Source organism: Campylobacter concisus (assembly GCF_902460575.1).
Classification (GTDB): Bacteria; Campylobacterota; Campylobacteria; order Campylobacterales; family Campylobacteraceae; genus Campylobacter_A; species Campylobacter_A concisus_AW.
Window position 1 is genome coordinate 528,879 of sequence record NZ_CABPUY010000001.1, and the last position, 8,173, is coordinate 537,051.

An 8,173-nucleotide genomic window follows, 5' to 3' on the forward strand; every position below is an offset into this window, starting at 1 on the left:
AGTATGTTTAATACTTAATCTTGATATTTATATACTATTTTACATTATTTATATAATATTTTAGGTATATTTAATGATAAATAACGTATAATTCTTCAATGATTGAAACAAGTGATATATTTAATTTGCTTCACAATGCAGTTGAAGCAAAAAATATCGGTAAGAAAATTTCACAAGCAAAAATGGCAGAAGATCTTGGCGTGCCTATGAGAACATATCAGGACTGGAGACTTGGAAACTCAAAGCCACAAGCTGCTGCTGCTGTTTGCAAACTGCTATGTGAGCTTGACGATGATGAAATATTATTTGTTGTCAATAAGATGAGAAAATTGCTAGGAAAATAGATGGAAAATTTAACACAAAAAGAGAGAATCGACCTTGAGAGCGTTTTTGCAGTCATTTGCACTAAAAAAGAGTCAAAAATTTTAGTTACCTACAAGGATCTATGCTCGGCTGCAGTTTCAAAATTTCATGTAGTTAAAAATAAGATCAAAAAAGCAAGAGAAAAAAGAGCCAAAATTTAGTATTTTTGGCTTGAAGTTTAGTTATTTCATAAATTTAGTAGCCAAAAAGGCTGTCAAATAAATTTTATCCTACCTATTTATATAGGCTTTTGCTCCGCTTATCTTAATGAGCATCTATCTTAGCTATCAAAATATCTATAAATGGTAGCTCCAGTAGCCAAACGCAAATTTATCAATTTAGTGTCACTAACCTATTTTCTATACACTTCTTTATTGCGTATTCTTTTTACATTTCTTATCTATAAACTTGGGGAGTTTTTCGCAAGATCAATGAGTAAAGACGGCCTAAATAGAATGGAGTTTGAAATTTCAGAGCTTGCAAAAGCGGTTGGTTTTAACGTCATTTCAAAAGACAGAAACCCAGCTTGGAAGCCTATAAATGATAAATTTGCAAACGACATCTTAGAAGAGCTTAAAATTTATAAGCCAAATGCAAGAATAACAGCTGTGCATGCTGGACTTGAGTGTGGAGTGCTTTTGGAGAAAAAAGCGGGTCTTAGTGCATGTTCTATTGGACCAAATATCTACTCACCTCACTCTACAAGAGAGCACTGCGAAGTTGCTTCTGCGCTTTTTATAGAAAAAGTAGTTCGCGGTATCGTTAAAAAATATAACTCATAAAAAGTAAAATTTGCTAGAAATTTCTAGCAAATTTTATATTTCAAAGCATCTAAAGCAAATTTGCCCGCAAGTGCGAGCAAATTTAGACTATTTTCCAAACTCATAAACGATCTTGCCACTTTTTATCGTGGTAGTCGCTGCACCTTTTAGCTTTTTGCCAAAGAGTGGAGAATTTACCGATTTTGAGCGGTTTATCTTCTCATCATAAATATACTCGATCTCAGGGTCTATCACCGTGATGTCAGCTAGCATGCCCTCAGCAAGCCTGCCTTTATCTTTTAAATTTAGCATCTTAGCCGCATTTGTAGATGTTAGCTCAACCATGCGCTCTAAGCTTATAATGCCCTCATTTACGAGCTTAAGAGTGAGCGGCACAAGGGTTTGAAGTCCGATGATGCCAAATGGCGCCTTGTCAAATTCCACTATCTTTTCGTCCGTGTGGTGTGGGGCATGATCGGTCGCAATAACGTCTATAAGACCGCTTTTTAGCGCCTCTCTTACCGCTTTTACGTCGCTTATCTCACGAAGTGGCGGTGACATTTTGAAATTTGTATCGTAGGCATTTTTCAAAATTTCATCATCACTAAAGCTAAAGTGGTGTGGTGTGGCTTCGCAAGTGATGTTTATGCCCTCTTTTTTACCCATTTCGATGATCTTTAGCGAGTACTCTGAGCTTACGTGAGCGATATGGATGTGCGCTTTAGTGAGCTTTGCGAGCAGCATATCACGGCTCACTGCGATCTCCTCTTTCTCTCTCGCCATGCCGCGAAGTCCAAGTATGGCTGAGACCTTACCCTCGTGCATGACGCCCTGCCTGCAAAGCGAGCAGTCCTCTGAGTGGCTTATACAAAAGCTATTAAACATGCTTGAGTACTCAAGTGCCGCTCTCATCACGCTTGAGCTAGTCACTGGTAGGCCGTCATCACTAAATGCAACTGCGCCAGCTTCTATAAGATCGCCCATTTCAACGATCTCGTTGCCACCAAGCCCTTTACTAATGGCTGCGATCGGCAAAAGATCGATCAGTCCGCAGTTTTTAGCCTTTTCTATCATTGCCCTTGTGATTGAAGCGTTGTCATTTACTGGGTTTGTATTTGCCATGCAAAGGCAGGTAGTCACTCCTCCAGCCACAGCCGCCTGCGAGCCTGAGATGATGTCATCTTTATACTCTTGACCAGGATCGCGAAAATGCACGTGCATGTCGATAAGTCCTGGCATTACGAGCTTATTTGTAGCGTCTATGACCTTATCAGCCTCAAATTTCTCACTTCCGATTTTGGCTATTTTGCCGTTTTCTATTAGGATATTTGCCTTAAATTTCTCGTCGCTATTTACGATAGTGCCGTTAATTATTGCTATTTTCATCGTTAGCCCCTATTTTTTGCAAGCGTATTTAGTATCGCCATTCTTATAGCAACGCCGTTTTCAACTTGATTTAGTATGACTGAGTGCGTGCCATCAGCCACGTCTGAATTTAACTCCACGCCCCTATTTATCGGTCCTGGGTGCAGCACGATCGCGTCAGGCTTTGCTAGCTTTATTCTATTTTTATTTAGTCCAAAGAATTTTGAGTACTCTCTCGAGCTTGGAAACGCCACGTCCGCACCGCCACGCTCTAGTTGGATGCGAAGCATGATGATGACGTCGCTGCCCTCGCAAGCCTCCTCCATATTTTTGCAAATTTGAGACTCAAATACCTCAGCGTCTTTTGGCATCATCATCCTTGGCGCAAATAGCTTTAAATTTATGCCAAATTTCTTCATCGCCCAGATGTCAGACCTTGCCACGCGGCTTCTAGCGATGTCGCCGATAATCGCCACGTTTAGGTTTTTATCCAAAATTTTGCCATGCTCTCTTAGCGTGAAAAGATCAAGCAGAGCTTGGCTTGGATGCTCATTTGTGCCGTCTCCTGCATTTACGACACTAGCTTCTGTCCTATCAGCTGCAAATTTCGCCGCCCCAGAGCTTGGGTGACGAAGCACGATGATATCAGTTCTCATAGCAGCCATGTTATTCATCGTGTCATTTAGGCTCTCGCCCTTTGTCACGCTAGAGCTTGATGAGCTGAAATTTATCGTATCAGCCCCAAGCCTCTTTGCTGCGATCTCAAAGGATGTCCTTGTTCTTGTCGAGTTTTCATAAAATGCGTTGATCGTGGTCTTTCCACGAAGGTAGTCATTTTTTTTCACTTGGCTTAAATTTAGCTCCTTAAACTCTTTTGCCGCCTCTAGAAAATATAAAATTTCTTCCTTGCTAAGCTCTCTAGTTCCTATCAAATCTTTATGTTTGTAGCCCATTTTAAGCCCTTTTTGATCTATTTTGTTACAAAGTCGCAAGCTGGTTTATAGCCGTTGTCGCAAGCTTTTTTAAACAAAGCTTTTGCCTTCTCTTCGCTTTTTGCTTCATTATCATCTTTGTCTTTTATAAGACCATAAGCTGTCATCTCGCCTAGTTTTTCGCATGCCATGCCCTCATTTTCGTCGCACATTTTTGTAAAAATTCTCTCAGCCTGAGCTTTATCTTTTGCCACGCCATCGCCGTTAAATAGCATGATCGCATTCATCGTGCAAGCTTTTTTCTCGCCCTCGCCGCAAGCTTTATTAAAAGCAAGATATGCCTCGTTAAAATTTTTCTTCGCATAAAGCTCATTTGCCTTGTCTAAATTTTCATTTGCCATAGCATTTAACGCAAAAAGTGCCGCCGCTAAAACTAAAATTTTCTTCATATTTTCTCCTTATTTAAATAACTTTGGATGGTGTTTTTTCATATATTCAACTATCTCTATGACCTCGTCGCTACCGCTAGCATCAGAGTTTTCTAGCGCATCATCGATGCACTCGACATAGAGATTTGCCGCCTCTTCAAGCTTCTCTTTTTTCACGCCAGCATAGTAAAACATCGCCTCAAGCACCATACTAAGCTCGTAGCTAAGCTCCTCTACGCTTACCTCTTCTTCTTTCATATCTCCTCCTGTGTTTTTTTAGTTATTAGATCAACTATCTGCGCCTTGATCGGCTCATAGCTAAAGCCATCTTTGAAATTTGCAAAGAGCCCACCGCTAGCATTGACGTGTCCGCCGCCGCCAACTAGGTGTTTTGCCATGGCGCTAACGTCAAGCTTGCCATTTGCACGAAAGCTTAGTGTTTTTTTATTTGTCACGTCGATAAAGAAGTCAAATTCAGGATTTGCCACTAAAAAGTCGTTGCCGATAACCGAAACATTGCCGACATTGTAGGTTAAAATTCCTTTATGATCTTTATAGCTTATGCTAAATTTCTCTTTATTTTCACTAAGTTTTTTTACGACGTAGTTTGAGATCAGGTTGCTTAGCGTATCGTCCTTATCTTCTTTGAAAAATGACTTTTTAATAGCATGCACTTGCATATCAAGGCCTATGTAGTCGTTTTTCTCGTTAAAAAATTTGCTCGCTTCTTTTAAGATGTGATCCATATAAAGGTTGTTTTCAGCTTCAAACATCACCTTATTTATCTCTTTAGCATTTGCTACAAGCCCCAAGCAGACCTTGCCCATCTCGAAATTTTTATCATCTTTTAGCCAGATATCCACGGCATTTACGACGTCACTAAAAATTTCAAGCTCTTTGTTTTGACCAAAAATGCCCGCAAAAAAGTCGTAAGTGATCTTTGTAGCGCACCTTGAGCTATCCAAAAAGTACCATGAGTAAGCGCTCGCACACTCGGCACCACTTTGGTGATGATCTAGCAAAAATAGCTTTATATTTTTACCCTCTATCATCTCCTCAAAGCTCTCACACTGAGCTAGACTTAAATTTAGATCAGTGATTAAAATGACGTTTTTATCATCATTAGAGGCATCTATCTCATCTAAAATTTGAGCAAATTTATCATCTATCTCTCTGCCGTAGTTTGAGTTTAGAAATTTCACATCTTTGAAGTAAAAATTTGTTATGTATTGCGCGCCGTATCCGTCAAGATCGGTGTGTGAGAGGTGATAAATTTTCATCTTTTTCCTTTATAAATTTTCTATTTCTATGACGCCAACTGTTTCAAATGGCGTATTTGCCGAGATCTCAGCAAAGCTTAGCACCACTATGTCGATGGCGAAATTTGCGCAGATATTTGCTATAAATTTGCGAAGGCTTGGCTCCACGCAAAGCACCATTTCTCCGTGCTGACTCATCGGTCGCTTCTCTTTTTCACGCCTTAGCGCCTGCACGATAGATGACGTCTGCGCCACGTTTATCATCAAGTGATATGCTCCGTCTTTATACTGCACCGCATCCATGAGTTTTTGCTGTGCGGCGGTGTCTAGGATGTAGAAATTTAGCTGTCCCTTTTCATCTACATAAAGCGAAGTTATGACACGCGAAAGCGCTGCACGCACGTGCTCGATGATCATATCTAAATTTTTACTAACCTCGGCGATGTCGCTGATGGCTTCAAGTATGCTAAGTAGGTCTTTGATCGGGATATTGTCTTTAAGCAGCGTTTTTAAGACCTTTTGGATCAAATTTATAGGTGCGATCCTTAGCGTGTCTTCGACCACGACTGGGTAGTCGATCTTTAGTTTGTCTAGTAAATTTTGTGTCTCTTGGCGAGTTAGAAGCTCGGCTGCATTTTGTTTGATAAGCTCGCTCATGTGCGTTGAGATGACGCTTGCAGGATCAACTATCGTATATCCACTAAGTATGGCGTCCTCTTTGACGCTAGCATCAATCCAAAGAGCGTCTAGCCCAAAAGCTGGCTCCTTTGTCGGAATACCTTCGATATCTTCGCTCACTAGTCCGCTATCCATCGCTAGAAATTTATCAGCGTAAATTTCGCCTTGACCGATCACGATGCCTTTTAGCTTAAAGCGGTACTCGTTTGGTGGTAGCTGGAGGTTATCGCGGATCCTTATCTTTGGCATCAAAAAGCCAAGACTTGAAGCGATATTTCGCCTCATAGCACGAATTCTCTCAATGAGATCCACATCAGCTAGCTTTAGCAAGCCATATCCTAGGTCAAGCTCTAAAATTTCAAGCTTTAAGATGTCATTTATCTTTGTCTCTTCTTCTCTTGCGATCTCTTCGTCGCTCTTCTTTGGCGCCTTAGTAGCCCCACCACTCGCAGCTGCCGCCCCTGCCCCACTTGGCGCAGCGGCTCCAGCCTTTTTAGAAGCAGTTTTCTCTTTTGGCGCAAGGCTTAAATTTAGCCCACCATCTTTGGTCTGCTTTATGATGTAGCCAAGCCCCAAAAATAGCAGCGCTATAAAGCCAAGAGATAGGGTTGGCAGACCTGGCACAAGGGCAAACATAAATAGTATGAAGCCCACTATCAGCAAGGTTTTATAGTCTCCTAATAGCTGATTTAGCGTGCCTTCTGCAAAGTCCTCGTCGTCCTTGCTAGCCCTTGTGATGATGATGGCAGTCGCTGTTGAAGTGATAAGTCCTGGGATCTGACTAACAAGGCCATCACCGATAGTTAAGATCGTATAGTACTGAGCCGATGTCGCCATATCAAGGCCGTGCTGAAACGAGCCGATAGCAAAGCCGCCGATGATGTTAATGATAGTGATGATGATACCAGCGACGGCGTCACCTTTTATAAATTTAGACGAACCATCCATCGCGCCGTAGAAATTTGCCTCGCCGATTATAGCCTGACGTCTTTCGCGCGCTGTTTTTTCGTCTATTAGACCTGCGTTTAGGTCCGCATCTATCGCCATTTGCTTACCAGGCATAGCATCAAGTGTAAAACGAGCTTGCACCTCGCTCACACGGGTTGAACCTTTTGTTACGACCATGAAATTTATGAGCACCAAGATACAAAAGACGATGGTGCCGATGACAAAGTTGCCACCAACGACGAAATTTCCAAAGCTTGAGATGATCTCACTGACCGCTTCTGGGCCGTTGTGACCCTCACTTAAGATCATACGCGTGGTTGCGATGTTTAGCGAGAGGCGAAAAAGCGTGATGATGAGAATGAGCGTCGGAAACGTGCTAAGGTCAGTTGGTTTTGGCACGTAAATAGAGATCAAAATAATAAGCACAGAAATCGAGATCGAAAGTGCCAAGAAAAAGTCAAGCACCGCGCTTGGAAGCGGCACGATGATGATAGCAAGGATGGCAACGATGATGCCAACGATGCTAAGACTTTTAAATTTGACAATTGGCGCAAGAAACGGTGCGACAAGAGTCAAGATATTATTTTTTTGCTTTGCCAACTTTACTTCTTAACGATGTCACTTAGTTTTATCGCGTCAAGCATCTCGTCGATCTTGCCTTGAAGGCCGCTAAACATCGACCAAATTTGACAGCTTGAGGCTTTGTTTGATGGGCAACCAAGCGCTGAAGATGAGCACTCAAAGACGCTTAGCTCACGCTTTTCGGCGCATTCGATTATCTTTTTTATACTTAGATTTTCAGGTTCGCCGTTTAGTGCAAACCGCCATTTGCTCCTTTAAATGACTTTAAAACTCCATCTTTTGCTAAATTTTGTAAAATTTTTGCCAGAAAGCTTTTTGAAATTTTAAGCTCATTTGAGATCGTATCAACATCAACTGGCGATGATTTTTGAGATATTAAAATAAGCGAAAGTAGAGCGTATTCGCTTGCCTTTGTAAAAAGCATTTATCTTCCTTAACTCTTTAAATAGCCCTTATTTTATAAAATTTTTACTGCATTTTTCATTAATTTTTAAAAAGCGCCGTTTTATCTAATTTTATGTTTTAAATGCTATAATCGCTCTTCCAAAATTCACCAATCAGGAGGTCATCATGGCTTTGGATTCGGCTAAAAAAGCTCAAATAGTTGCGAAATTCGCTAGAAAAGAGGGAGATACAGGCTCTCCAGAAGTTCAAATAGCTCTTTTAACAGCTAGAATAACTGAACTTACAGAACACCTTAAAATTTTCAAAAAAGACTTTTCATCACGTTTAGGTCTTTTGAAACTAGTTGGTCAAAGAAAAAGACTTTTAAAGTATCTTAAAAACAAAGACTACACTACATATTCAAAACTAATCTCTGAGCTTGGCTTAAGAGATAAATAATCTCACGGAGAGCG

At 41.0% G+C, this 8,173-nt stretch carries 10 protein-coding genes and 1 pseudogene; 4 read left to right on the forward strand and 7 right to left on the reverse strand.

The genetic code is table 11. The features are described 5' to 3' along the window. Positions 1-98: 98 nt before the first annotated feature. The 3 genes from F3G76_RS02625 (at position 99) to F3G76_RS02635 (ending at position 1,145) form a co-directional block, all read left to right on the forward strand. Entirely contained in the window at positions 99-344 is a 246-nt protein-coding gene (locus F3G76_RS02625; RefSeq protein WP_009294123.1) for a helix-turn-helix domain-containing protein, read from the forward strand. Continuing rightward, positions 345-524 carry a hypothetical protein gene (locus tag F3G76_RS02630; RefSeq protein ID WP_149702832.1) on the forward strand — a complete coding sequence of 60 codons (180 nt, stop codon included), beginning with the start codon at positions 345-347 and terminating at the stop codon, positions 522-524. It abuts the gene before it with no gap. A gap of 270 nt (positions 525-794) precedes the next feature. Then, a complete protein-coding gene (locus F3G76_RS02635; RefSeq protein ID WP_223227398.1) occupies positions 795-1,145 on the forward strand; it encodes a zinc-binding metallopeptidase family protein in 351 nt (116 codons plus the stop codon). 87 nt (positions 1,146-1,232) lie between these two features. Here F3G76_RS02635 and F3G76_RS02640 read toward each other — a convergent pair whose 3' ends face one another. From F3G76_RS02640 to F3G76_RS02670, 7 genes and pseudogenes are all read right to left on the reverse strand, one after another. Then, a complete protein-coding gene (locus F3G76_RS02640; RefSeq protein WP_149705841.1) occupies positions 1,233-2,510 on the reverse strand; it encodes a dihydroorotase in 1,278 nt (425 codons plus the stop codon). A 2-nt stretch (positions 2,511-2,512) separates the two neighbouring features. Then, complete coding sequence (locus F3G76_RS02645; RefSeq protein ID WP_002942659.1) at positions 2,513-3,442, reverse strand: aspartate carbamoyltransferase catalytic subunit; 930 nt, start codon at positions 3,440-3,442, stop codon at positions 2,513-2,515. A 17-nt stretch (positions 3,443-3,459) separates the two neighbouring features. Continuing rightward, entirely contained in the window at positions 3,460-3,870 is a 411-nt protein-coding gene (locus tag F3G76_RS02650; RefSeq protein ID WP_149705842.1) for a tetratricopeptide repeat protein, read from the reverse strand. Positions 3,871-3,879: 9 nt separating this feature from the next. Further along, on the reverse strand, positions 3,880-4,107 hold the full coding sequence (locus F3G76_RS02655) for a hypothetical protein (RefSeq protein ID WP_012140046.1): 228 nt from the start codon (positions 4,105-4,107) through the stop codon (positions 3,880-3,882). Further along, the gene (locus F3G76_RS02660) at positions 4,104-5,129 is read right to left on the reverse strand and encodes a DHH family phosphoesterase (protein WP_103617639.1); all 1,026 of its coding nucleotides are present in this window, start codon (positions 5,127-5,129) and stop codon (positions 4,104-4,106) included. The genes F3G76_RS02655 and F3G76_RS02660 overlap by 4 nt, the downstream gene beginning before the upstream one ends. A 9-nt stretch (positions 5,130-5,138) precedes the next feature. After that, positions 5,139-7,334: a flagellar biosynthesis protein FlhA gene (flhA, locus tag F3G76_RS02665; protein WP_009294148.1), complete on the reverse strand. Its 2,196-nt coding sequence runs from the start codon at positions 7,332-7,334 to the stop codon at positions 5,139-5,141. Positions 7,335-7,336: 2 nt separating this feature from the next. Beyond that, positions 7,337-7,740, reverse strand: a pseudogene (locus F3G76_RS02670) (Rrf2 family transcriptional regulator). Positions 7,741-7,886: 146 nt separating this feature from the next. Here F3G76_RS02670 and rpsO point away from each other — a divergent pair. After that, positions 7,887-8,159 (forward strand): 30S ribosomal protein S15, encoded by a 273-nt coding sequence (gene rpsO / locus F3G76_RS02675; RefSeq protein ID WP_004317763.1) that lies wholly within the window; start codon positions 7,887-7,889, stop codon positions 8,157-8,159. Positions 8,160-8,173 lie beyond the last annotated feature (14 nt).

Bases quoted from the DNA above. Each gene is read 5' to 3' on its own strand.
- F3G76_RS02625 (WP_009294123.1), top strand. From the start codon at position 99: ATGATTGAAACAAGTGATATATTTAATTTGCTTCACAATGCAGTTGAA.
- F3G76_RS02630 (WP_149702832.1), top strand. From the start codon at position 345: ATGGAAAATTTAACACAAAAAGAGAGAATCGACCTTGAGAGCGTTTTT.
- F3G76_RS02635 (WP_223227398.1), top strand. From the start codon at position 795: ATGAGTAAAGACGGCCTAAATAGAATGGAGTTTGAAATTTCAGAGCTT.
- F3G76_RS02640 (WP_149705841.1), bottom strand. From the start codon at position 2,510: ATGAAAATAGCAATAATTAACGGCACTATCGTAAATAGCGACGAGAAA.
- F3G76_RS02645 (WP_002942659.1), bottom strand. From the start codon at position 3,442: ATGGGCTACAAACATAAAGATTTGATAGGAACTAGAGAGCTTAGCAAG.
- F3G76_RS02650 (WP_149705842.1), bottom strand. From the start codon at position 3,870: ATGAAGAAAATTTTAGTTTTAGCGGCGGCACTTTTTGCGTTAAATGCT.
- F3G76_RS02655 (WP_012140046.1), bottom strand. From the start codon at position 4,107: ATGAAAGAAGAAGAGGTAAGCGTAGAGGAGCTTAGCTACGAGCTTAGT.
- F3G76_RS02660 (WP_103617639.1), bottom strand. From the start codon at position 5,129: ATGAAAATTTATCACCTCTCACACACCGATCTTGACGGATACGGCGCG.
- rpsO (WP_004317763.1), top strand. From the start codon at position 7,887: ATGGCTTTGGATTCGGCTAAAAAAGCTCAAATAGTTGCGAAATTCGCT.